Annotated in this window: 19 protein-coding genes; 12 read left to right on the top strand and 7 right to left on the bottom strand. The window is 62.6% G+C overall.

Translation table 11 applies throughout. The features are described from left to right. The first annotated feature begins 38 nt into the window (after positions 1 to 38). Together QCBJ_RS09155 and QCBJ_RS09150 are read left to right on the top strand one after the other, a co-directional pair. Positions 39 to 1,130 (top strand): NADH:flavin oxidoreductase/NADH oxidase, encoded by a 1,092-nt coding sequence (locus QCBJ_RS09155; protein ID WP_064052610.1) that lies wholly within the window; start codon positions 39 to 41, stop codon positions 1,128 to 1,130. Positions 1,131 to 1,408: 278 nt separating this feature from the next. Further along, a complete protein-coding gene (locus tag QCBJ_RS09150) occupies positions 1,409 to 3,544 on the top strand; it encodes a TonB-dependent siderophore receptor (protein WP_093546719.1) in 2,136 nt (711 codons plus the stop codon). 132 nt (positions 3,545 to 3,676) lie between these two features. Here the strand turns inward: QCBJ_RS09150 and QCBJ_RS09145 are convergent, their stop codons facing one another. Both QCBJ_RS09145 and QCBJ_RS09140 read right to left on the bottom strand, forming a co-directional pair. Then, on the bottom strand, positions 3,677 to 4,399 hold the full coding sequence (locus tag QCBJ_RS09145; protein ID WP_046035745.1) for a FadR/GntR family transcriptional regulator: 723 nt from the start codon (positions 4,397 to 4,399) through the stop codon (positions 3,677 to 3,679). 48 nt (positions 4,400 to 4,447) lie between these two features. Then, entirely contained in the window at positions 4,448 to 6,184 is a 1,737-nt protein-coding gene (locus QCBJ_RS09140) for an IlvD/Edd family dehydratase (RefSeq protein WP_012723592.1), read from the bottom strand. 193 nt (positions 6,185 to 6,377) lie between these two features. Between QCBJ_RS09140 and QCBJ_RS09135 the strand changes: the two genes are divergently transcribed. From QCBJ_RS09135 to araH, 7 genes are all read left to right on the top strand, one after another. After that, complete coding sequence (locus QCBJ_RS09135) at positions 6,378 to 7,700, top strand: MFS transporter (RefSeq protein ID WP_012723593.1); 1,323 nt, start codon at positions 6,378 to 6,380, stop codon at positions 7,698 to 7,700. Positions 7,701 to 7,715: 15 nt separating this feature from the next. Then, positions 7,716 to 8,705 (top strand): AraD1 family protein, encoded by a 990-nt coding sequence (gene araD1, locus QCBJ_RS09130; protein ID WP_102060629.1) that lies wholly within the window; start codon positions 7,716 to 7,718, stop codon positions 8,703 to 8,705. Between the two features lie 11 nt (positions 8,706 to 8,716). Continuing rightward, the gene (locus QCBJ_RS09125; protein ID WP_102060628.1) at positions 8,717 to 10,297 is read left to right on the top strand and encodes an aldehyde dehydrogenase (NADP(+)); all 1,581 of its coding nucleotides are present in this window, start codon (positions 8,717 to 8,719) and stop codon (positions 10,295 to 10,297) included. A gap of 17 nt (positions 10,298 to 10,314) precedes the next feature. Further along, the gene (locus QCBJ_RS09120) at positions 10,315 to 11,178 is read left to right on the top strand and encodes an SMP-30/gluconolactonase/LRE family protein (protein ID WP_102060627.1); all 864 of its coding nucleotides are present in this window, start codon (positions 10,315 to 10,317) and stop codon (positions 11,176 to 11,178) included. 74 nt (positions 11,179 to 11,252) lie between these two features. After that, complete coding sequence (locus QCBJ_RS09115) at positions 11,253 to 12,257, top strand: substrate-binding domain-containing protein (protein WP_012723597.1); 1,005 nt, start codon at positions 11,253 to 11,255, stop codon at positions 12,255 to 12,257. Positions 12,258 to 12,314: 57 nt separating this feature from the next. After that, positions 12,315 to 13,841: an L-arabinose ABC transporter ATP-binding protein AraG gene (araG, locus tag QCBJ_RS09110; protein ID WP_102060626.1), complete on the top strand. Its 1,527-nt coding sequence runs from the start codon at positions 12,315 to 12,317 to the stop codon at positions 13,839 to 13,841. A gap of 9 nt (positions 13,842 to 13,850) precedes the next feature. Continuing rightward, positions 13,851 to 14,819, top strand: coding sequence for an L-arabinose ABC transporter permease AraH (gene araH / locus QCBJ_RS09105; protein ID WP_064052942.1), 969 nt, complete (start codon positions 13,851 to 13,853; stop codon positions 14,817 to 14,819). Positions 14,820 to 14,872: 53 nt separating this feature from the next. On the opposite strand, the gene QCBJ_RS09100 is transcribed toward araH, so the two are convergent. Further along, entirely contained in the window at positions 14,873 to 16,021 is a 1,149-nt protein-coding gene (locus QCBJ_RS09100; protein WP_012723600.1) for an aldose epimerase family protein, read from the bottom strand. 138 nt (positions 16,022 to 16,159) lie between these two features. Between QCBJ_RS09100 and QCBJ_RS09095 the strand changes: the two genes are divergently transcribed. Continuing rightward, positions 16,160 to 16,927 (top strand): SDR family NAD(P)-dependent oxidoreductase, encoded by a 768-nt coding sequence (locus QCBJ_RS09095; RefSeq protein ID WP_012723601.1) that lies wholly within the window; start codon positions 16,160 to 16,162, stop codon positions 16,925 to 16,927. Between the two features lie 242 nt (positions 16,928 to 17,169). Here the strand turns inward: QCBJ_RS09095 and QCBJ_RS09090 are convergent, their stop codons facing one another. The 3 genes from QCBJ_RS09090 to QCBJ_RS09080 are packed head-to-tail and all read right to left on the bottom strand — an operon-like array spanning position 17,170 to position 19,325. Beyond that, positions 17,170 to 17,766: a glutathione S-transferase family protein gene (locus tag QCBJ_RS09090; protein WP_102060625.1), complete on the bottom strand. Its 597-nt coding sequence runs from the start codon at positions 17,764 to 17,766 to the stop codon at positions 17,170 to 17,172. Between the two features lie 30 nt (positions 17,767 to 17,796). Next, positions 17,797 to 18,330, bottom strand: a complete 534-nt coding sequence (mug, locus tag QCBJ_RS09085; RefSeq protein WP_012723603.1) for a G/U mismatch-specific DNA glycosylase — start codon at positions 18,328 to 18,330, stop codon at positions 17,797 to 17,799. After that, positions 18,327 to 19,325, bottom strand: a complete 999-nt coding sequence (locus tag QCBJ_RS09080) for an AraC family transcriptional regulator (protein ID WP_102060658.1) — start codon at positions 19,323 to 19,325, stop codon at positions 18,327 to 18,329. Before QCBJ_RS09080 ends, mug begins: the two co-directional genes overlap by 4 nt. Positions 19,326 to 19,390: 65 nt before the next feature. Between QCBJ_RS09080 and QCBJ_RS09075 the strand changes: the two genes are divergently transcribed. Then, positions 19,391 to 20,617, top strand: coding sequence for an MFS transporter (locus QCBJ_RS09075; protein ID WP_043205176.1), 1,227 nt, complete (start codon positions 19,391 to 19,393; stop codon positions 20,615 to 20,617). Positions 20,618 to 20,684: 67 nt separating this feature from the next. Then, positions 20,685 to 21,512 (top strand): glutathione-dependent disulfide-bond oxidoreductase, encoded by an 828-nt coding sequence (gene yghU, locus QCBJ_RS09070; RefSeq protein ID WP_102060624.1) that lies wholly within the window; start codon positions 20,685 to 20,687, stop codon positions 21,510 to 21,512. A 111-nt stretch (positions 21,513 to 21,623) separates the two neighbouring features. Here yghU and QCBJ_RS09065 read toward each other — a convergent pair whose 3' ends face one another. Further along, positions 21,624 to 22,550, bottom strand: coding sequence for a sugar ABC transporter substrate-binding protein (locus QCBJ_RS09065; RefSeq protein WP_102060623.1), 927 nt, complete (start codon positions 22,548 to 22,550; stop codon positions 21,624 to 21,626). Positions 22,551 to 22,567 lie beyond the last annotated feature (17 nt).

Here is a 22,567-nt window from a genome sequence, read left to right as displayed (position 1 = left end):
CGAACTATCGAATCATCCACTCGCTCCCGGAGTTCTCAATGTCCGCTTTGTTCGAACCGTTCAAACTCAAAGATGTCACCCTGCGCAATCGCATCGCCATACCGCCAATGTGCCAATACATGGCGGATGACGGCATCGTCAACGACTGGCACCTCGTGCACCTGGCCAGTATGGCGCGTGGCGGCGCCGGTTTGCTGGTGGTTGAAGCCACCGCTGTAGCGCCCGAGGGGCGTATCACCCCCGGTTGCGCCGGTCTCTGGAGCGACGCCCACGCCGAGGCCTTCGTGCCCATGGTCAAGGCCATCAAGGCCGCCGGCTCGGTGCCAGGCATCCAGATCGGCCATGCCGGTCGCAAGGCCAGCGCCAACCGCCCGTGGGAAGGGGACGACCATATGCCTGCCTCCGATGCGCGCAGCTGGGAAACCATCGCACCGTCGGCCATCGCCTTTGGTGCCAACCTGCCGCAAGTGCCCCGCGCCATGACCCTGGACGACATCGCTCGGGTCAAGCAGGACTTCGTCGACGCCGCCCGCCGTGCCCGTGACGCCGGCTTTGAGTGGATCGAACTGCACTTCGCCCACGGTTACCTGGGCCAGAGCTTCTTCTCCGAGCACTCCAACCAGCGCACCGACGCCTACGGTGGCAGCTTCGACAACCGCAGCCGTTTCCTCCTGGAAACCCTGGCCGCCGTGCGCGAAGTCTGGCCGGAGAACCTGCCGCTGACCGCGCGTTTTGGCGTGATCGAATACGACGGCCGTGACGAGCAGACCCTCACCGAATCCATCGAACTGGCCCGCAACTTCAAAGCCGGTGGCCTGGACCTGCTGAGCGTCAGCGTCGGTTTTACCATTCCCGACACCAATATCCCGTGGGGCCCGGCTTTCATGGGCCCGATCGCTGAACGTGTACGTCGTGAAGCCGGTATCCCGGTGACGTCGGCCTGGGGCTTTGGCACACCGCAACTGGCAGAAGGCGCATTGCAGGCCGGGCATCTGGACCTGGTCTCGGTCGGTCGTGCGCACCTGGCTGACCCGCATTGGGCGTACTTTGCGGCCAAGGAACTGGGCGTGGAGAAATCCTCCTGGACCTTGCCTGCGCCTTACGCCCATTGGCTGGAGCGCTATCGCTGATCGGATCCTGACGTCGTATAGCAATCCAACTGTGGGAGGGGGCTTGCTTCCGATAGCAGTGTGGCAGTCACAACATCGGTGTCTGGCACACTGCTATCGGGCGCAAGCCCCCTCCCACATTGAGTTCGCATCAAACTTGCTGCTTATCGATACAAAGCTGTTACCTGAAAAATAGTGAATGAGAATAGATGTCAAACGCGAATGGATTGGTATACCATCCCCGCGAATTTTTGGCAGGTTTGCCGCCCCTTCTGGCTCATTCACTAGGTTCAACATCCATGCGTCGTACCTTGATTTCCCTCTGTGTGCTTCAGGCATTTTCGCCTTTTACTTGGGCTGAGGTTGTCCCTGCCGACAAAGCCAGTCTTGAGCTGCAAGCCACCAATGTCACGGGCGAGGCGGACTACGAGACGGCTCAAGGGCCGGTCAAGGGCTACCACGCGACACGTTCAGCCAGTGCGACGCGCACCGACACCTCCATTCATGAAACCCCGCAGTCCATCACCGTGGTGTCCAAGGCCGTGGTCGACGACATCGGCGCCACTCGCCTGCAGGACGCGCTGGATTACGCCGGCGGTGTCGGGCGTGCGAACAACTTTGGCGGCCAGGGGCTGACCACGTTCACCGTGCGCGGCTTTACCACCGGCGAGTTCTACCGCAACGGTTTCCCGATCAACCGCGGTTACCCGAACATGCCGGACGCCAACACCATCGAGCGCCTGGAAGTGCTGCGCGGCCCGGCGACCATGCTCTACGGCCGTGGTGATCCGGGCGGCACCTTCAACGTGGTGTCCAAGCAACCGCTGGCCGAACCCACCGTCACCCTCGGCAGCCAGTTGGATGACCAGGGCATGCAGCGCGCCACGCTTGACGCATCGGGCCCACTGGACGAGCAAGGTCGCCTGGCCTATCGCCTGAACGTGGTGGGCGAGGGCGGCGATACCTTCCGTGATCATGTCGAAACCGAGCGCTACGGCGTGACCCCGGTCATCACCTGGCAAGCCACCGACGACACCAAGGTGATCTTCGAAGGCGACTTCATGCGTAACAACCACCCGTTGGACCGTGGCTTGACGCGGTACCCGAACCAAAAAGGCACGCCTTCGCGCGACACCTTCTGGGGGGATAAAGATGTCGGTAAATTGCACAACGACAACAACATGGCTCAGTTGCGTTTCGAACATATGCTCAACGACAACTGGACCCTGGGCGGCGGTATGCAATGGTTGGATGGCACGCTGCAAGGCAACGCGATTGAGGCCAATGGTACGACCAGCCTCAACGCTGACGGCCGCACGCTGCAACGCAACTTCAATTACCGCAAGCTGGAATGGACCGACAAGGACTACCAGCTCAACTTGACCGGGCACTTCTCTACCGGCGGTTTTGATCACACGTTGCTGACCGGTATCGAGTACGAGGACTACGACTACAAGTCGATCATCCAACGTTCCAGCGCTGCCGTGGGTACTTACCCGATTGATATCTTCGACCCGGTCTACGGCCAGGCGCGTCCACCGCTGACCCGCACGCCGACACATGACAAGGAAAACCTCAAAACCTACGCGGCGTTTGTCCAAGACCAAGTGGCACTGACCGAGCGTTTGAAAGTGTTGGCCGGTGCGCGTTTCGAACGGTTTGAGCACGATTACGAGAGTTACGTGCCAGGCACCAAAAGCTGGCAAGCCGCTGATAACGCCGTCACCCCACGCGTCGGTGTGATCTACGACCTCACCGATACCGTCGCGGTGTACGCCGACGCCGCGCGCTCGTTCAAGCCCAACACCGGCGCCAGCCGCCAGGGCGGCGGTTTTGCGCCGGAAAAAGGCAAATCCTACGAGATGGGCGTCAAGTGGGAAGCCCTGGATCGCCAGTTGAGCGTCGACGCTGCGATCTACCAGATCGAGAAAAAAAACGTGCTCACCACCGACCCCCAGGACTCGACCTTCAGCGTCGCCGCCGGCCAAGTGCGCAGCCGAGGTTTCGACCTGAACGTGACGGGCAATATCACCCCCGAGTGGCGCGTGATCGGCGGCTATGCCTATGTGGACGCCGAAGTCACCAAGGACAACACCCTGCGCACCGGCACCCGTTTGCTGAACATCCCGCGCAACAGCTTCAGCTTGCTTAACGTCTACGAATTCCAGGACGGCGCCCTCAAAGGCCTGGGGCTGGGGGCGGGCGGCAAATACGTGGATGAGCGCGCCGGGCAGACGTCCAACACCGCGTTCTCGATGGATGCTTACACCGTGGTGGACTTGCTCAGCTACTACAAGGTCAACGACAAAGTGCGCCTGAACCTCGACGTGAAGAACCTGTTCAACCGCGAGTATGAAGAAGGCGCGTTCGGCAACGTCTACGCCTACCCAGGCGAGCCGCGCACCGTGCAGGTCGGAATCGCCTACACGCTATAACGGCGTACACCGCTTCAATGTGGGAGGGGGCTTGCTCCCGATAGCGGTGGATCAGTCAACGCAATATTGACCGGTCTACTGCCATCGGGAGCAAGCCCCCCTCCCACATGGGGTCCTGGGTATGCCTTGGAGTCAGAGCGGCGTGAGCACGTTCATCACCGTATCCAACGCCACTCGCGTGTCATCCAGCTGCACCAGCGACGCATGCCGTGCCCCGAGGGCGTCACGGTTCTGGATCGCGGTGAGGATTGCCTTGTGCCGGGGCAGGCTCAGGCCCTGGATATCCGGGCGGCGGTTGGTGATGTTGATCGACTCGCGCAACGGCAACGACAGCATGTTGCACATATAAGCGAGCAGGTCGTTGCGGGTGGCATCGGCAATCGCGCGGTGAAAATCCAGGTCGGCCTGCAACAGGTCTTCGTGGGTCTTCGCGGTTTCCATGCCCCGGTAGGCCTGTTCGATGGTGGCGATGTCTTCATCGGTGGCGGTAGTCGCGGCCATGGCGGCGATTTCCGGTTCGAGGATGCGCCGCACACCCGCCAAGGTATTGAAGAACTCACTGTGGGGCGTGGACTGCATCAACCAGGACAACACGTCCGGGTCGAGCAGGTGCCATTTCAACCGGGGCCGCACCACCGCGCCCACCCGAGGCTTGGAATACACCAGGCCCTTGGCGCTGAGCACCCGCGTGGCTTCACGCAGCACCGAACGGCTGACCTTGTACTCCTCGCAGAGCGTGGCCTCCATGGGCAGCCGCTCTTCAGGCTTGAAGCGACCGGAAACGATGTGCATGCCCAAGTCCTGAACGATCTGGGCATGCTGGCTCTTGCGCGGCTTGGACGGCTGTTGATCCATAACGACAGGGAGGCTCTGACTTAAATTCGCGGCATCATAGCATCCCAATTAGTGGGAATGCCGGGGGACTTCGGCCCCACGGCACCCTACCAGGAAGTCAAAGTCACAGCCCTGGTCGGCCTGCAGCACATGGTCGATATACAGCTGGCGATAGCCGCCGACGATCAGGTTTTGTGGCGGTTTCAGGTCGGCCATGCGCGCCGCCAGCTCTGCGTCGGGGATGTCCAAGTGCAGGCGGCCGTTGGCACAGTCCAGTTCGATCCAATCACCTTCCTTCACCGTGGCCAACGGCCCGCCGGCAGCGGCTTCGGGCGCCACGTGCAACACCACCGTGCCGTAGGCGGTGCCGCTCATGCGCGCATCGGAAATCCGCACCATATCCGTTACGCCCTGGGCCAGCAGCTTGGCCGGCAAGCCCATGTTGCCGACTTCGGCCATGCCTGGGTAACCCTTGGGCCCGCAGTTTTTCATCACCAGGATCGAGTTGGCGTCCACGTCCAGCTCCGGGTCGTTGATGCGCGCCTTGTACATGTCGAAATTCTCGAACACCACCGCGCGGCCACGATGCTGCATCAGCTCCGCGCTGGCGGCGGACGGCTTGAGCACCGCGCCCAACGGGGCGAGGTTACCGCGCAACACGCAAATGCCGCCGTCGGCGCGGATCGGGTTGTCGAGGGTGCGGATCACTTCGTCCTGGCCGTAGATCGGCGAGTCCTTGGTGTTCTCGCCCAACGATTTGCCGTTGACGGTCAGGGCATTCGGGTGCGGGATCAGGTTGGCCTCACCGAGGCGACGCAGCACGGCAGGCAGGCCGCCGGCATAGTAGAACTCTTCCATGAGGAAACGCCCTGACGGTTGCAGGTCGACGATGGTCGGCATGCCACGGCCGATGCGGGTCCAGTCGTCCAGGTCCAGTTCGACGCCGATGCGCCCGGCGATGGCTTTCAAGTGAATCACGGCGTTGGTCGAGCCGCCGATGGCCGCATTCACGCGGATCGCGTTTTCAAACGCTTCTTTGGTGAGGATTTTCGACAGTTTCAAGTCTTCGCGCACCATCTCTACCGCACGCATGCCGGACATATGCGCCAGCACATAACGCCGTGCATCCACTGCCGGGATCGCCGCGTTGTGGGGCAGGGAGGTGCCCAATGCCTCGGCCATGCAGGCCATGGTCGACGCGGTGCCCATGGTGTTGCAGGTGCCCGCCGAACGCGACATGCCGCCCTCGGCCGCGAGGAAGTCGTCCAGGGTGATGGTGCCGGCCTTGACCTGTTCACTTAATTGCCACACCACGGTGCCGGAGCCGATGTCCTGGCCCTTGTGCTTGCCGTTGAGCATCGGCCCACCGGTCACGACGATGGCCGGTACGTCGCAACTGGCGGCGCCCATCAGCAGGGCGGGGGTGGTCTTGTCGCAGCCGGTCAGCAGCACCACACCGTCAATCGGGTTGCCGCGAATGGCTTCTTCCACGTCCATGCTCGCCAGGTTGCGCGTGAGCATCGCAGTGGGCCGCAGGTTGGATTCGCCGTTGGAGAACACCGGGAACTCCACCGGGAAGCCGCCGGCCTCGATCACGCCACGCTTGACGTGCTCGGCGATCTGGCGGAAATGCGCGTTGCACGGGGTCAGCTCCGACCAGGTGTTGCAGATGCCGATGATCGGCTTGCCATGGAACTGATGGTCGGCAATGCCCTGGTTCTTCATCCAGCTGCGGTACATGAAACCGTTTTTGTCGGCGGTACCAAACCACTGGGCGGAGCGTAGGCCGGGCTTTTTATCAGACATGATCGATTCTCTTATTGTATGACTATATGTTCTATGCGTGCTTAAACATAAGCGCAAAATCGATGCTTTGGAAGAGTTGTTTTGCAAATAGTCATACTATATAGTCGGTCTCAACTGAGGTATGACCCTGGCGGATTTTCGCGAGAGGCGTCCCCCGAGCTTCTATAAAAACAACAATCGGAGATCGACCCCCATGAGCCAGGAACTGCGGCTTATTCGGCGCATCACGCTGAAACTGATTCCCTTCCTGATCCTGCTGTACCTGATCGCCTACGTGGACCGCTCCGCCGTGGGCTTCGCCAAATTGCACATGGGCGCCGACGTGGGTATCGGTGACGCCGCCTATGGTTTGGGCGCGGGGTTGTTCTTCATTGGCTACTTCCTGTTCGAGATCCCCAGCAACCTGATGCTCGACCGCTTCGGCGCGCGGCGCTGGTTTGCGCGGATCATGATCACCTGGGGTGCCATCACCATCGGCATGGCCTTTGTACAGGGCCCGCACAGCTTCTACGTGATGCGCTTTCTGCTCGGCGCGGCGGAGGCGGGGTTCTTTCCGGGCGTTCTGTACTACATCACCCAGTGGTTCCCGGTGCGTCATCGCGGCAAGATCCTCGGGCTGTTCATCCTGTCGCAACCCATCGCGATGATGATCACCGGCCCGGTGTCCGGCGGTTTGCTGGGCATGGACGGCATCCTTGGCCTGCACGGCTGGCAGTGGCTGTTCATCGTCATCGGCACCCCGGCGATCCTGCTGACCTGGCCGGTGCTGCGCTACTTGCCGGACGGCCCCAAGCAGGTCAACTGGATGAGCGATGACGAAAAGGCTTGGCTCACCGGCGAACTGGCTAAAGACCTGCAAGCCTACGGCCAGACCCGTCACGGCAACCCGCTGCATGCCCTCAAAGACAAGCGCGTGCTGCTGTTGGCGCTGTTCTACCTGCCGGTGACCCTGAGCATCTACGGCCTGGGCCTGTGGCTGCCGACCCTGATCAAGCAATTCGGCGGCAGCGATCTCACCACCGGCTTTATCTCGGCCGTGCCGTATATCTTCGGCATCATCGGCCTGCTGATCATCCCGCGCAGTTCCGACCGATTGAATGACCGCTACGGCCACCTCGCCGTGCTCTATGTGCTCGGTGCCATCGGCCTGTTCTTCAGTGCCTGGCTGAGTGTGCCGGTGCTGCAAATGGCGGCGCTGTGCCTGGCGGCGTTCGCGATGTTTTCCTGCACGGCGGTGTTCTGGACCCTGCCGGGGCGCTTCTTTGCCGGCGCCAGTGCGGCGGCGGGCATTGCCTTGATCAACTCGGTGGGCAACCTCGGCGGCTACATTGGCCCGTTCGTGATCGGCGCGCTCAAGGAATACACCGGCAACCTGGCTTCGGGCTTGTACTTCCTGTCCGGGGTGATGGTGTTCGGGCTGCTGCTGACCTTTGTGGTCTACCGTGTGCTTGAGCGCAAGCACGTATTGCCTGCCGACCAGTTCGCCGCCAGCGCCCGTGGCGCCACACGTACTTAATCTGGGAGAAGTTTCATGCGTTTAGTTCAGTTCGAATTGCACAACGGTGAGCGCCGCGTCGGCGTGGTGGAAGGCAGCACATTGCGTGAAGTGAACACGGCGCGCAGCGTACGCGAACTGGCCCTGGCCGCCATCGAGGCCGGTATCAAGTTGCAGCAGCAGGTCGAGACCCTCGGCCTGGGCGACAGCCATGACTACGCCACACTGCTGGCCGACCTGAAAGTCCTGCCGCCGCTGGATCACCCGGACCCGGCCCATATGCTGATCAGCGGCACCGGCCTGACTCACCTGGGCAGTGCCTCGGCACGCGACAAAATGCACCAGGCCGGTTACGAGACCGCACTGACCGACACCATGCGTATCTTCAAATGGGGCGTCGAGGGCGGCAAGCCCGCAGCCGGCCAAGCCGGTGTGCAGCCGGAGTGGTTCTACAAGGGCGATGGCAGTATCGTCGTGCGCCCTGGCGAAGCCTTCCCGGTGCCGCCGTTTGCCGAAGACGCCGGTGAAGAGCCGGAAATTGGCGGCCTTTACGTCATCGGCCCGGACAGCAAGCCCTATCGCCTGGGCTTTGCGGTAGGCAACGAGTTCTCCGACCACATCATGGAGCGCAAGAACTACCTGTACCTGGCCCACTCCAAACTGCGCAGCTGCAGCTACGGTCCCGAGTTGCGCGTGGGCGAATTGCCCCAACACCTGGCCGGCACCAGCCGTATCCTGCGTAACGGCGAGGAAATCTGGCGGAACGAATTCCTCAGTGGCGAGGCCAATATGTGCCACAGCCTGGAAAACCTCGAATACCACCACTTCAAATACCGTCAGTTCCTCAAGCCCGGCGATGTGCATATTCATTTCTTCGGCACCGCCACGCTGTCATTCGCCGACGGTATACGTACTCAACCGGGCGATGTGTTCGAGATCAGCCAAGCCGAGTTCGGCGCGCCGCTGGTCAACCGTGTCGGCAGTGCCGATGCGGCCTTTGAACCCGGTAACGTCATCACCCTTTGAAGGAGACCCCCATGACCCAGTTCCTCGGCCACAACTACATCGGCGGCCAGCGCAGCGCCAACGGCAGCGTCAAGCTGCAAAGCGTCGACGCAGCCACCGGCGAAGCCTTGCCCCAGGACTTCTACCAGGCCACCCCGCAGGAAGTCGACGCCGCCGCCAAGGCCGCTGCGCAGGCCTATCCCGCGTACCGCGCCTTGAGTGCGGCGCGTCGCGCGCAGTTTCTGGACGCGATCGCAGACGAACTGGATGCCCTGAGCGACAACTTCATTGAATTGGTCTGCCGCGAAACCGCATTGCCGGCCGCGCGTATCAAGGGCGAGCGCGGGCGTACCAGCGGTCAGATGCGCCTGTTTGCCACCGTGTTGCGTCGCGGTGATTTCTACGGCGCGCGCATCGACAAAGCGTTGCCCGATCGCCAACCGCTGCCACGTCCGGACCTGCGCCAATACCGCATCGGCCTGGGCCCGGTCGCGGTGTTTGGCGCGAGCAATTTCCCCCTGGCGTTTTCGACGGCGGGCGGCGACACCGCCGCAGCGCTGGCCGCAGGTTGCCCGGTCGTGTTCAAGGCTCACAGCGGCCACATGGCCACGGCGGAACAGGTCGCCAATGCGATCATCCGTGCCGCCGAGGCCACCGAGATGCCGGCGGGCGTATTCAATATGATCTTCGGCGGTGGCGTCGGTGAAGCGCTGGTCAAGCACCCGGCGATCCAGGCGGTCGGCTTCACCGGTTCGCTCAAGGGCGGTCGTGCGTTGTGCGATATGGCCGCGGCGCGCCCGCAACCGATCCCGGTATTTGCCGAGATGTCGAGCATCAACCCGGTGATCGTATTGCCCCAGGCGTTGCAGGCCAGGGCCGACACCGTTGCCCGCGACCTCACCGCCTCGGTGGTGCAAGGCTGTGGCCAGTTCTGCACCAACCCTGGCTTGGTGATCGGGATTGCTTCGCCAGCCTTCACCGCGTTCACCCAACAGGTGGCGCAACTGATCGGCGAGCAACCGGCGCAGACCATGCTCAATGCCGGCACCCTGAGCAGCTACGGCAAAGGCCTGGAAAAACTCCTGGCGCACCCCGGCATCCAGCACCTGGCGGGCAATGCCCAGGCAGGCAACCAGGCGCAGCCGCAGCTGTTCAAGGCGGATGTGGGCTTGTTGATCGACGGCGATGACGTGCTGCAGGAAGAAGTCTTCGGCCCCACCACCGTGTTTGTCGAAGTGGCTGACCAGGCGCAACTCAGCGCTGCCTTGCAAGGCCTGCACGGCCAACTCACCGCCACGATCATTGGCGAGCCGGGCGACTTTCAGCAGTTCGCCGAACTCACGCCACTGCTCGAACAGAAAGTCGGGCGCATCCTGCTCAACGGTTACCCGACCGGTGTCGAAGTCTGCGATTCGATGGTTCACGGCGGGCCGTACCCGGCGACGTCGGATGCCCGTGGCACTTCGGTGGGCACCCTGGCCATCGACCGTTTCCTGCGCCCGGTGTGCTTCCAGAACTACCCGGACAGCCTGCTGCCCGACGCGTTGAAAAACGCTAACCCGTTGCGGATCCAGCGGCTGGTGGATGGCACGCCATCGCGCGATTCGCTGTAAAAAAACCAGGAGGCGTCATGTCGTGTACCGCCGTCACCGCGCACCGCGCGCAACTGGGGGAGGGCCCGTTCTGGGACGCGCCCACCCAGGCCCTGTATTGGGTCAACATTGCCGGCAAACAGGCGCTGCGCCTGATGGACGGGCAGTTGCAGATCTGGCAGTTGCCCGAGCATGTCTCGGCCTTTATCCCGTGTGAAAGCGGCGATGCGTTGGTGACCTTGAGCAGCGGCGTGTACCGGCTGGACCTGGCCACCGAGGCCCTGACCTTGCTGTGCGTGGCCGACCCGCACGCGGGCAACCGTGGCAATGAAGCACGCTGCGATGCCCAGGGCCGGCTGTGGCTGGGCACCATGCAGAACAACATCGGCGAACACGGTGAAGACGTGCCGATCACCCGACGTTCCGGCGGCCTGTTTCGCATCGATGCCGATGCACAGGTGACGCCGTTGCTGAGCGGGCTGGGCATTCCCAACACCTTGCTGTGGAGTGATGACGGCTGCCAGGTGCATTTCGGCGACAGCCTGGATGGCACGCTGTACCGGCATGCGATCCACGCGGACGGCCAGCTCGGTCCGGCGCAAACGTGGTTTGGTCCACACGAGCGCGGCGGGCCGGACGGCTCGGCGATGGACGTTGAAGGCTACCTCTGGAACGCGCGCTGGGACGGCAGTTGCCTGCTGCGCCTCACGCCCGCAGGAGAGGTGGACCGCATCATCGAACTGCCCGTCAGCCGTCCCACCAGTTGCGTATTCGGTGGCCCCAACCTCACCACCCTGTATATCACCAGCGCTGCCAGCCCATTGGATCACCCCCTGGATGGTGCGGTATTGGCCATCGAGGTCGACGTACCAGGCAAACCCTGTCACCGCTTTGCCGGATAACCCTAATGGGAGTGGGTTCCTTGCCAGCCCGCTTCTAGAGTTCTACCTAAAAACAACAACAAGGAGTCACCCGTATGAATCGTCGTCGTGGTATCCGTTCCCTGTGCTGCGCCGCTGTGGCGGTCTCGGCCATGAGCCTGAGCGGGCTGTTGCTGGCCGCTGAAGAAGTGAAGATCGGTTTTCTGGTCAAGCAGGCTGAAGAGCCGTGGTTCCAGACCGAGTGGGCGTTTGCCGAAAAAGCCGGCAAGGAACATGGCTTCACTGTGATCAAGATCGCCGTGCCCGATGGCGAGAAAACCCTCTCGGCCATTGACAGCCTGGCGGCCAACGGCGCCAAGGGTTTTGTGATCTGCCCGCCGGACGTGTCCCTCGGCCCGGCCATCGTCGCCAAGGCCAAAGCCAATGGGCTGAAAGTCATCGCCGTGGACGACCGCTTCGTCGACGCCAAGGGCGCCTTCATGGAAGACGTGCCGTACCTGGGCATGGCCGCCTTCGAAGTGGGCCAGAAGCAGGGCGCGGCCATGGCGGCTGAAGCGAAAAAACGTGGCTGGGACTGGAAAGACACCTACGCCGTGATCAACACCTTCAACGAACTCGACACCGGCAAGAAACGCACCGACGGCTCGGTCAAGTCCCTGGAAGAAGCCGGCATTCCCAAGGATCACATCCTGTTCACCGCCGCCAAGACCCTGGATGTACCGGGCAGCATGGACGCCACCAACTCGGCCCTGGTCAAGCTGCCCAGCGGCGCGAAAAACCTGATCATCGGCGGCATGAACGACAACACCGTACTCGGCGGCGTGCGCGCCACCGAAAGCGCCGGCTTCAAAGCCGCCAACGTGATCGGTATCGGCATCAATGGCACCGATGCCATCGGCGAACTGAAGAAACCCAACAGCGGCTTCTTCGGCTCCATGCTGCCTAGCCCACATATCGAGGGCTACAACACGGCGCTGATGATGTACGAGTGGGTCACCAAAGGCACCGAACCACCGAAGTACACCGCCATGGACGAAGTGACCCTGATCACCCGCGAGAACTTCAAGGAAGAACTGACCAAGATCGGGTTGTGGAACTGAGTGTTTGGCATGGCGGCCCCCACAACGGGGCCGCCGGTTTGGTGTGACGAGGTGGTTATGCACGCGCAATTACAGACACACAACGCCGCTGCCCAGTTGAGCTTCAACGGCATCGGCAAAACCTTTCCTGGGGTCAAGGCGCTGGATGGCATCAGCTTCACCGCCTACCCAGGGCAAGTGCACGCCTTGATGGGCGAAAACGGCGCGGGCAAGTCGACGCTGCTGAAAATCCTCGGCGGCGCCTACATCCCCAGCAGTGGCACGCTGCAGATCGGCGAGCAGACCATGGCCTTCAAAAACGCCGCCGACAGCATTGCCAGCGGCGTGGCGGTGATCCACCAGGAACTGCACCTGGTGCCGGAAATGACCGTGGCCGAGAACCTGTTCCTCGGGCATTTGCCGTCGCGTTTCGGTGTGGTCAATCGCAGCCTGTTGCGCCAGCAGGCACTGGCCTGCCTTAAAGGCCTGGCCGATGAAATCGACCCGCAGGAAAAGCTCGGCCGCCTGTCCCTGGGCCAGCGCCAACTGGTGGAAATTGCCAAGGCGCTGTCCCGTGGTGCCCATGTGATTGCCTTTGACGAACCCACCAGCAGCCTCTCGGCGCGCGAGATCGACCGCTTGATGGCGATCATCACGCGCCTGCGCGACGAGGGCAAAGTGGTGCTCTACGTGTCCCACCGCATGGAGGAGGTGTTCCGCATCTGCAACGCCGTGACGGTGTTCAAGGACGGCCGCTACGTGCGCACCTTCGATGACATGAGTGCGCTGACCCACGACCAGTTGGTCACCTGCATGGTCGGCCGCGATATCCAGGACATCTACGACTACCGTCCGCGTGAACAGGGCGAAGTGGCGCTCAAGGTCGACGGTTTGCTCGGCCCAGGCCTGCGTGAGCCGATCAGTTTCAATGTGCGCAAAGGCGAGATCCTCGGCCTGTTCGGGCTGGTGGGCGCCGGGCGTACCGAGTTGTTCCGCCTGCTCAGCGGCCTGGAACGTGCCAGCGCCGGTCAACTGGAACTCTGCGGGCAAGCCTTGCAACTGCGCTCACCGCGCGATGCCATCGCCGCCGGTGTGTTGCTGTGCCCGGAAGACCGCAAGAAGGAGGGCATCATTCCGCTGTCCAGCGTGGCGGAGAACATCAATATCAGCGCGCGCGGCGCCCATTCGGCGTTTGGCTGGCTGTTGCGCGAAGGCTGGGAAAAACGCAACGCCGACCAGCAGATCCAGGCGATGAAAGTCAAAACGCCGAATGCGGCGCAGAAAATCATGTACCTGTCCGGCGGCAATCAGCAGAAGGCGATCCTGGGTCGCTGGCTGTCGATGCCGATGAAAGTCCTGCTGCTGGACGAACCCACGCGTGGCATCGATATCGGCGCCAAGGCCGAGATCTACCAGATCATCCATAACCTCGCGGCCCAAGGCATTGCGGTCATCGTAGTGTCCAGCGACCTGATGGAAGTGATGGGTATCTCCGACCGCATCCTGGTGCTGTGCGAAGGCGCGATGCGCGGCGAACAAACCCGCGAACACGCCACTGAATCCAACCTGCTGCAGCTGGCTTTGCCGCGTAGCCTGGCGAACTGAGAGACGATCATGACAATCCAAAACAATGCGCTGCCGACCGCGCGCAAACCCCTGGACGTGCGTGCACTGCTGGACAACTGGGCCATGCTGCTGGCGGCGGTGAGCATCTTTTTGCTCTGCGCCTTGCTCATCGACAACTTCCTCTCCCCGCTGAACATGCGCGGGCTGGGCCTGGCGATTTCCACCGTGGGCATTGCCGCCTGCACCATGCTGTTCTGCCTGGCGTCGGGGCACTTCGACTTGTCGGTGGGCTCGGTGATTGCCTGCGCCGGGGTGGTCGCGGCGATTGTGATGCGCGATACCGACAGCGTCATGCTGGGCATTGGCGCCGCGCTGCTGATGGGCCTGGTCGTGGGGCTGATCAACGGCATCGTGATCGCCAAGCTGCGGGTCAACGCGTTGATCACCACCTTGGCGACCATGCAGATCGTGCGCGGCCTGGCGTACATCTTTGCCAACGGCAAGGCGGTGGGGGTGTCCCAGGATCAGTTCTTTATCTTCGGCAACGGCCAACTGCTGGGCGTGCCGGTGCCGATCATCATCACGATCCTGTGCTTCATGTTTTTCGGCTGGTTGCTCAACTACACCACCTACGGGCGCAACACCATGGCCATCGGCGGCAACCCGGAAGCGGCGTTGCTCGCGGGGGTGAACGTCGACCGTACCAAGATCCTGATCTTTGCCGTACACGGTGTGATCGGCGCATTGGCCGGGGTGATCCTGGCGTCACGCATGACCTCGGGCCAGCCGATGATCGGGCAGGGTTTTGAACTGACCGTGATCTCGGCCTGCGTGCTGGGCGGGGTGTCGTTGAGCGGTGGGGTCGGGATGATCCGTCATGTGATCGCCGGGGTGTTGATTTTGGCGATCATCGAGAATGCGATGAACCTGAAGAACATCGACACCTTCTACCAGTACGTGATCCGTGGCTCGATCCTGCTGCTGGCCGTGGTCATCGACCGCATGAAACAACGCTGAGTCATGCCATGTGAGGATTAAATGTGGGAGGGGGCTTAGCCCCTCCCACATGTTTAGTTTGCGGAGAATTTGAAGACGGTGCTCTGGGTGTAGGTTTGCCCTGGGTTCAGGCGGGTGGAGGCAAATGTCGGTTGGTTAGGCGCATCCGGAAAGTGCTGGGTCTCCAAGGTGAAACCACTCCAGTGCAGGTAGGTCTTCCCAGCCTTGCCCTTCACCGAACCGTCGAGGAAGTTACTGGTATAGAACTGCACCCCTGGCTCGCTGGTGTACAGCTGCAAGCGCCGACCTGACTCAGGATCATGCACCTCGGCGGCCAATTGCTTGACGTCGCCTTTGGTGTCCAGCGCCCAGTTGAAGTCAAACCCGCCTTGTTTCGGCTCGGCAAATTTGAGCTGCGGATGATCCTCCTTGATGTGCTGGCCGATCGGCGTCGGTTTGAGGAAGTCCATCGGCGTGCCCTTGACGGGGGCCAGTTCGCCGGTCGGAATCAAGGTGGCGTTCACCGGGGTGTAATGGCTGGCATGCAAGGTGGCGACCTGCTTGAGAATGTCGCCATTCCCCGCGCCGGCGAGGTTGAAGTAGCTGTGGTTGGTGAGGTTGAGCACTGTGGGTTTGTCGGTGGTGGCCTTGTAGTCGATGTGCAGTTCGTTTTTATCGTTGAGGCGGTAGGTGACTTCGGTTTTCAGGTTGCCGGGGAAGCCCATTTCACCGTCCTTGGACAGGTAGGTGAGGGTGACGCCGACCGAGTCCTTGGATTTGACGGGCGAGGCCTTCCAAACATGCTTGTCGAAGCCTTGTGCGCCACCGTGCAGCGAGTTGGGGCCGTCGTTGAGTGGCACTTGGTAGCGCTTGCCGTCGAGCTCAAAGGCACCGCCCGCGAGGCGATTGCCGAAACGCCCGATGGTCGCACCGAAAAACGCGGTGCCAGCCTGGTAGCCCTGCACGTCGTCGAAGCCGAGTACCACGTCGTCGACCTTGCCGTTTTTATCCGGCACTTTCAGCGACTGCAGCACGCCGCCATAGGTGATCACCGTGGCTTGCATGCCGTGGCTGTTGCGCAAGATGTACTGTTCGACGGCGGTGCCGTCGTTGGTTTTACCAAACGGTTTGTGTTCGCTGGTGAGCCCTGCGGCCTGGGCGCCGCCACTGGCGATCAGCAAGGACATGGCCAGGCCCGAGAGCAGGTATCGAGGGTGCTTCATGATCGAACTTCCTTTTGTTGTTTTGAGTGGAATAGTTCTACTAATGTGCGATATTTTGTCGATAAGACAGCGAATTTATAGCCTTTAACGCCGTATTTGCAAAATAAAATAAGACTAATTGAGCGAGGCACCTGTTCTATGAGTACTCAACACGCCGTTTACCCCGACCTTGAAGGCAAGACCGTCCTGATTTCCGGAGGCGCCTCGGGCATTGGCGAATTCATGGTGCGCGCCTTCGCTGCACAAGGCGCCAAAGTCGGGTTTGTGGACCGCGCGCAAAGCCAGGGCGAACGCCTGGCGGCGCTGCTCAGTTCGCGCGGGCACACCGTGGAGTTCGTGAACTGCGACATCACCGATGAAATCGCCTACAAGGCGGCCATCGGGCGTTTCGAACACTCCCTGGGGCCGATCACCGTGCTGGTGAACAACGCCGCCAATGACGTGCGCCACACCCTGGAAGAAGTCGACTCGGAGATGTTCGACCGGCTGATCTCCGTCAACCTCAAGCACGCCTTCCTGGCCGCCAAGGCCGTGGTGCCGATGATGAAAGGCGCGGGCGGCGGGGCGATCATCAACCTCGGCTCGGTCGGCTGGATGATGGCTTCCGCCGGCTACCCGGTGTACGCCGCCAGTAAAGCCGCCGCCCACGGCATGACCCGCGCCCTGGCCCGGGAACTGGGGCCGAGCCGCATCCGTGTGAACACGCTGGTGCCGGGTTGGGTGATGACCGAGAAACAACTGGCGATGTGGGTCGATGATGCCGCCAAGGAACTGATCAGCCGCAGCCAGTGCCTGCCGGGCAGTGTGCTGCCGGAGCACATCGCCAATATGGCGTTGTTTCTCGCCTCTGACGCCTCGGCGATGTGTTCGGCGCAGAACTTTATTGTGGATGGCGGCTGGGTCTGAGCCGGCCTGCACAGGCCGAATGTGGGAGGGGGCTTGCCAGTTAAGAAGCAGCAAGAGCGAAAAGTACCCCGTGGCGAGGGAGCTTGCTCCCGCTGGACTGCGCAGCAGTCCCAGTCTTTTGAAACAAAGCGCTGGGGCCGCTTCGCGACCCAGCGGGAGCAAGCTCCCTCGCCACAGGTACGGTGCTCACCCTTAACTGACTGGCATTAGGGCAAGCCCCCTCCCACATTGGATAGGTGGGGTTATTCGATCGGGTACTTCTTGAAAGCCGGGTGCTGTTCGAGGCGCTCGGCATGGCGCTTGAGGTTGAGAAACGCATCCGCCTTGACCACCGACGCCACGGTGAATTGGCTGAACGACCAGGCCACTGCCGCGGTAATCGAGGCCTGGCTCAGTGCTTCACTGTCGCTCAGCTGTTTTTCCAATAACGAATAAGCGGCCAGCAACTGCCCGCTGACGCGGTCGAGCCAGGGCGCATGCAGCTTCTCGGCCGGGCGCAGGTTGTGTTCATAGACGATCTGCACGCTTTTCTCACAGGCCGCCAGCGCCAGCCCGAGTGTTTGCAGGTCGCGGGCACGCGCGGCGGGTTGCGACGGGAGCAGCTTTTTATCCGCCGGGGCCAGGGTTTCCAGGTAGTCCAGGATCAGGCTGGAGTCCATCAGCACCGTGCCATCGTCCAGCACCAGCGTCGGCGCCTTGACCACCGGGTTGATCAGGGAAAACTCGGTGAACGTGCGGAACACCGACAGCGGCTCATGCACAAAATCCACCCCGTATAACTCCAGGGAAATGGCCACGCGGCGTACGTAGGGCGAGTCCAGCATACCGATCAGTTTCATGAAGCCTCCATTGCTCACAAGGTGATGGACTCAAGAGATTAAGGGCGCGGGGTCGACGGGCGCAATGGCCTCGCGCAGGGACTGATACGCCTCCACCAATTGCTCCAGGCTGAACGCCAGGTTGCGTCCGCTCGGGTTGGGCAACACCCACACCGACGCACCGCCCAGCCGCTGCGGCTGCAACCCCCAGCCGATCTCGCGTTGACCGGACAGCGCGCTGTAGCCGGCCTTGCCGAGAAATGCCACGAAACGCGGTGCGTGGCGGTGGATTTTCTGTTCAAACGCTGCCGCCGCGTCGGTGAATTCATGCCGTGCCAGCTCGCCCGCGCTCGCGGTAGGGCGCTCGACCACGGTGGTCAAGCCGCAGTGATAGTCCAGTAACGTACGGCCGTCCTCCGGGCGGATTTCTTGGGGCGTGAAGCCCGCCCGGTGCAAGGTGCGCCAGAAGCGATTGCTGCGATTGGCAAAGTGCAGGCCCAGGGCGGCGGAGCCCTTGCCGGGGTTGATGCCGCAGAACACCACGTCCAGGCGGTCGGCCAGGATGTCGTCGAGGCGAGCGTTCATGCCGGGCTCCGCAGGGTGTGGCGGCTGGCCCCCGGTGGCTGGCCGGTGATGCGCTTGAATGCACGGCTGAACGCCGCCTGGGAGGTGTAGCCCAGGCGCAGTGCGACGTCTTCGATGGGCAACCGCTCCAGGGTCAGCCATTGGCTGGCCAGGCGCATGCGCAGTTCCGTCACGTAGCGCAAGGGCGGGATACCCAGGGTGGCCTGGAAGCGCTCGGCGAACACCGAACGGGAGGTGTGACAGTGCGCGGCCAGCTCGGCCACGCTCCAAGCGCGGCCGGGTTGCTGGTGCAGGGCGAGCAGGGCACCGGCCAACCGTGCGTCACGCAGCGCCGCCACCAGCCCCGACGCATTGCCGCAGGCGCATTCCACCCAGCCGCGCACGATCATCGCGGCCACCACATCGGCCAGACGCGCGAGGATGCCGGAGTAGCCGACGCGAGCGGCGCTGACTTCGCGTTCCATCACCGCCAGGATCGGCATCAGGCCGGGGTAACGCTGGCCCTGAGCGTCGATCAGCATCAAGGCCGGCATCAGGCTGCCGAGCCCCTGGATACTGCCAAGCTCGAACGCCATGCAGGCGCTGAACAGCAAGGTGCTCGGGAGCGTGTCGGGCGATGCATCCACCGCGCAGACGGTCTCGCCCAGCGGCGTGGCGTCAAAGCCCTTGATGTCCTGCACCGGCCCGTCCGCGGTGGATGACAGCGCATGGGCGCCGCCGTGGGAGATGAACACCGCATTGCCCGCCGACAACTCAAACAGGCTGCCGTCGTCGGTACGCAGGGTGGCCGTCCCTGCAGCCAGGAAGTGGAAATAGGCGTGTCCAGGTTTGGCCTCAAAGCCCATACCGAAGCTCGGCCCGGCCTGGATGCGCCGGTACTGCACCCCGCGCAGGCGCATGCCGCGCAGCAGCTCGTCGATAAGGTCGGAAGACAGGTTGAAAGGGGCCGCTATCGTCATGTTCGGGGTTTCGGTCAAAAACTCAAGGGTTTGCATCATAGATCATCCGATGTGACGAACCTAGACTGGCCGTCGCGCTAATTTCCCGAGGATGTCGTGTGATGAATGATTGTGTAGCTCAACCCTCTGTCCATTCGCAGGCGGAGCCCACAGACCCGGCCTGGATGGCGGTGTTTTCCCTGGCCATGGGGGTGTTCGGATTGTTGACGGCGGAATACCTGCCGGCCAGCCTGTTGACGCCGATGGCGATGGACCTTGGCGTGTCAGAGGCGCTCGCCGGCCAGGCGGTGACCGTGACGGCCGTGGTGGCGTTGTTCGCCGGGTTGCTGGTGCCCGGCCTGACGCGTGGCATCGACCGACGCGTGGTGCTGTTGGGTTTTTCCTTGCTGATGATTGCGTCCAACCTGTTGGTGGCGCTCTCTTCCAGCCTGGCGGTGCTGCTGTTGATGCGCATCCTGCTGGGCGTCGCCCTGGGCGGTTTCTGGAGCATGGCGGCAGCGGTGGCGATGCGCCTGGTGCCGGCGGCGCTGCTGCCCCGTGCGCTGTCGATCATCTTCAGTGGCATTGCGGTGGGCACGGTGGTCGCCGTGCCGCTGGGCAGCTTCCTTGGTGGTTTGTATGGCTGGCGCAGTGCGTTCGTCGCCGCAGCCGCCGTCGGTGTGATCACGCTGGCGTTCCAGCTGTTCACACTGCCACGCCTGGCCCCCACGGGCACCGCACGTTTGCGCACGATACTGGATGTGCTGCGGCGTCCGGGCATCGCCATCGGCATGTTTGGCTGCGTATTGGTGCACACCGGGCATTTCGCGCTGTTCACCTACATCCGGCCATTCCTGGAAAGCACCACAGGCGTGGGCACCGAAGGGCTGGCCTTGATGCTGCTGGGGTTCGGCGCCGCCAACTTCGTCGGCACGCTGTTGGCCGGATGGATGCTGGTGCGTTATCCACGCGGCACGTTGGTGCTGATGCCGATCTTGGTGGGCGTCGCGGCGCTCGCCCTGGTGCTGCTGCCGGCCTCGCTGCCGAGCCAGGCGTTGCTGCTGGCGCTGTGGGGCATGGCCTTTGGCGGGGTGCCGGTGGCGTGGTCGAACTGGGTGGCCCGCGCGGTGCCGGATCAAGCTGAAAGTGCCGGTGGCATGGTGGTGGCGTCGGTGCAATCCGCTATTGCGGCAGGGGCTGCGGGGGGTGGCGTGATGTTCAGCCTCAGCGGTATCGACGGCGTGTTTATCGGTGCCGGTGTCTTGATGCTGCTGGCCGCCTTGTTGATCGCGTTACGGGTGCAGGTGCCTCGGCAGCATGCGGCGGCGGGTAAAGCGCTGCAGGTGTGACGCGCCATCAACCTTTGGTTTAGTCTGGAGCGCTTCGCTGATCGCAAGCACGCCTGGAGCAGTAAGCATGACCGATTACGTACCCCCAACAGTGTGGACCTGGGACACCGAAAACGGCGGCACCTTCGCCAGTATCAACCGACCCATCGCCGGCGCCACCCATGACAAGGCACTGCCGGTGGGCAAGCACCCGCTGCAGCTGTACTCCTTGGCCACGCCCAATGGACAGAAGGTCACGATCCTGCTGGAGGAGTTGCTCGCGCTGGGCCACACCGGTGCGGAATACGACGCCTGGCTGATCAAGATCGGCGACGGTGACCAGTTCGGCAGTGGCTTTGTCGGGGTCAACCCGAACTCCAAGATCCCGGCCCTGCTGGACCGCAGCGGCGCCACGCCGATTCGGGTGTTCGAGTCGGGCGCGATTTTGCAGTACCTGGCGGAAAAATTCGGCGCGTTCTTCCCGACTGAGCCTGCGGCGCGTGCGGAATGCCTGTCGTGGTTGTTCTGGCAGATGGGCAGCGCGCCGTACCTGGGCGGTGGCTTCGGGCACTTCTATGCGTATGCGCCGAGCAAAATGGAATACGCGATCAACCGCTTCGCCATGGAGACCAAGCGTCAGCTCGACGTACTCGACCAGCGCCTGGCAGTGAGCGAGTACATTGCGGGTGATGAATACACCATCGCCGATATCGCGATCTGGCCCTGGTATGGCGGGTTGGTCAAAGGCCGCTTGTATGGCGCGGCGCAGTTCCTGTCGGTGCATGAGTACACGCACGTGTTGCGCTGGGCGGAGGCGATCGAAGCGCGGCCGGCGGTGCAGCGGGGGCGGCGGGTGAACCGGGTGTCTGGCGAGGAACAGTTACCCGAACGGCATGACGCAAGCGACCTGGACTGAGTGTGGGAGGGGGCTTGCTCCCGATAGCGGTGGGTCAGGCACGGATGTATCAACTGACCCACCCTCATCGGGAGCAAGCCCCCTCCCACAGTGTGCGCTGGGTACGACAGGCTATTTGTAACGCTGCTCGAACACCGCCACCTGTTCAGGCTTGATCAGCTCAAACGGCACCCACACTTCCGACTCAATCGCCTCACCCTTGATCATCCGCACCGCGGCGTGCACCGCCTGGGTCGCCTGGGCTTTCGGGTCCTGGAACACCGACGCCGTGAGCATCCCACGCTTGATCGCCGCCAGGCCGTCGGGCAAACCATCGATGCCGACAATCGCGATCTCGCCCTTGGCTTTGCCGGCCTGCTGCAAGGCCATGGCGGCGCCAATCGCCATTTCATCGTTATTGGCCACGATGGCATCGAACTGGGTGCCCGCCAGCAGCCAGTTGCTGGTCAGGTCCATGCCCTTGCTGCGTTGCCATTCGGCGCTTTGCTGCTCGACCACCTTGATACCGGGAAAATCCTTGAGCACCTGTTTGGCGCCTTCGGTGCGGTCATGGGTGGCGTTCTGCGCGAGGTCGCCCATGATGATCGCCACATTGCCCTTGCCGCCGAGCTTTTCCGCCAGGTAGCGCATCTGCAACTGCCCGGCTTCGATGTCGTTGGAGGCCACGGTGACCACGCCCTTGGGCAGGGTGCGTTCGTCCGGGTGACGGTTGACGTACACCAGCGGTGTCTTCGCCGCCACGGCGGCGCGGGTCATGTTGGCGGTGGCGGCGGTGTCCACCGGCAGTACGATCACCGCGTCGACCTTCTGGTTGAGGAAACCTTCGACCTGATTGAGCTGGCGCACCACATCGCCCTGGGCGTCTTCGAACTGGATCTGCACATCCTGCTGCTTGGCGGCGCCTTCCAGGCCGGTGCGCACGTAGGTCATGAAGTTATCGTCGACCCGGGCAATGCTCACGCCGATGCGATAGGCGGCGAAGGTCCATTGGCTGAACAGCAACACCAGCGTGGCAACGATCAATGAATAGCGGTTCATAAGGGTGTTCCTTTTAT

The organism is Pseudomonas sp. QC2 (assembly GCF_002859085.1).
Lineage (GTDB): Bacteria > Pseudomonadota > Gammaproteobacteria > Pseudomonadales > Pseudomonadaceae > Aquipseudomonas > Aquipseudomonas petroselini.
This window is presented reverse-complemented; position numbering and strand designations above follow the sequence as displayed.

What these genes read in the sequence shown, in the direction of transcription:
- QCBJ_RS09155 (WP_064052610.1), top strand. Translation starts at nt 39, where the DNA reads ATGTCCGCTTTGTTCGAACCGTTCAAACTCAAAGATGTCACCCTGCGC.
- QCBJ_RS09095 (WP_012723601.1), top strand. Translation starts at nt 16,160, where the DNA reads ATGAGTACTCAACACGCCGTTTACCCCGACCTTGAAGGCAAGACCGTC.
- QCBJ_RS09065 (WP_102060623.1), bottom strand. Translation starts at nt 22,550, where the DNA reads ATGAACCGCTATTCATTGATCGTTGCCACGCTGGTGTTGCTGTTCAGC.
- QCBJ_RS09115 (WP_012723597.1), top strand. Translation starts at nt 11,253, where the DNA reads ATGAATCGTCGTCGTGGTATCCGTTCCCTGTGCTGCGCCGCTGTGGCG.
- araD1 (WP_102060629.1), top strand. Translation starts at nt 7,716, where the DNA reads ATGCGTTTAGTTCAGTTCGAATTGCACAACGGTGAGCGCCGCGTCGGC.
- QCBJ_RS09075 (WP_043205176.1), top strand. Translation starts at nt 19,391, where the DNA reads ATGAATGATTGTGTAGCTCAACCCTCTGTCCATTCGCAGGCGGAGCCC.
- QCBJ_RS09120 (WP_102060627.1), top strand. Translation starts at nt 10,315, where the DNA reads ATGTCGTGTACCGCCGTCACCGCGCACCGCGCGCAACTGGGGGAGGGC.
- QCBJ_RS09125 (WP_102060628.1), top strand. Translation starts at nt 8,717, where the DNA reads ATGACCCAGTTCCTCGGCCACAACTACATCGGCGGCCAGCGCAGCGCC.
- QCBJ_RS09140 (WP_012723592.1), bottom strand. Translation starts at nt 6,184, where the DNA reads ATGTCTGATAAAAAGCCCGGCCTACGCTCCGCCCAGTGGTTTGGTACC.
- QCBJ_RS09145 (WP_046035745.1), bottom strand. Translation starts at nt 4,399, where the DNA reads ATGGATCAACAGCCGTCCAAGCCGCGCAAGAGCCAGCATGCCCAGATC.
- QCBJ_RS09135 (WP_012723593.1), top strand. Translation starts at nt 6,378, where the DNA reads ATGAGCCAGGAACTGCGGCTTATTCGGCGCATCACGCTGAAACTGATT.
- QCBJ_RS09150 (WP_093546719.1), top strand. Translation starts at nt 1,409, where the DNA reads ATGCGTCGTACCTTGATTTCCCTCTGTGTGCTTCAGGCATTTTCGCCT.
- araH (WP_064052942.1), top strand. Translation starts at nt 13,851, where the DNA reads ATGACAATCCAAAACAATGCGCTGCCGACCGCGCGCAAACCCCTGGAC.
- QCBJ_RS09100 (WP_012723600.1), bottom strand. Translation starts at nt 16,021, where the DNA reads ATGAAGCACCCTCGATACCTGCTCTCGGGCCTGGCCATGTCCTTGCTG.
- yghU (WP_102060624.1), top strand. Translation starts at nt 20,685, where the DNA reads ATGACCGATTACGTACCCCCAACAGTGTGGACCTGGGACACCGAAAAC.
- mug (WP_012723603.1), bottom strand. Translation starts at nt 18,330, where the DNA reads ATGAACGCTCGCCTCGACGACATCCTGGCCGACCGCCTGGACGTGGTG.
- QCBJ_RS09080 (WP_102060658.1), bottom strand. Translation starts at nt 19,325, where the DNA reads ATGCAAACCCTTGAGTTTTTGACCGAAACCCCGAACATGACGATAGCG.
- QCBJ_RS09090 (WP_102060625.1), bottom strand. Translation starts at nt 17,766, where the DNA reads ATGAAACTGATCGGTATGCTGGACTCGCCCTACGTACGCCGCGTGGCC.
- araG (WP_102060626.1), top strand. Translation starts at nt 12,315, where the DNA reads ATGCACGCGCAATTACAGACACACAACGCCGCTGCCCAGTTGAGCTTC.